The sequence below is a fragment of the Thermus sp. FJN-A genome (genome assembly GCF_054655095.1).
The window spans coordinates 1-271 of sequence record NZ_BAAHSC010000131.1; the positions used below are offsets into that span (position 1 = coordinate 1).

Annotated in this window: 1 protein-coding gene; it reads left to right on the forward strand. The window is 70.1% G+C overall.

Going from position 1 to position 271, the window contains the following annotated elements:
- Nucleotides 1–37: 37 nt before the first annotated feature.
- The coding region (locus tag ACYQ0J_RS00680; RefSeq protein WP_460170278.1) for a thermonuclease family protein at nt 38–271 on the forward strand (234 nt) is incomplete at its 3' end.

Here is a 271-nt window from a genome sequence, read left to right on the forward strand (position 1 = left end):
CATGAGGTTTCTTCGGGGTCTGGCGTGGACGGTGCTCATGGGCCTGGCCTTGGCCCTTTCTTCCCAAGGCAGGCTCCAGGGCCCCGTTCAGGTGCTCAAGGTGGTGGACGGGGACACGGTGGAGCTTCAGGGCCTCGGGCCGGTGCGCCTCATCGGGGTGGACGCCCCGGAGTCCACCTACAACCACCGCACCTCGGGCCCCGAGGAGGTGAGGCTCGGCCTCGAGGCCAAGGCCTTCCTCGCCCGCCTGCTCCAGGGGCTCCAGGGGAGG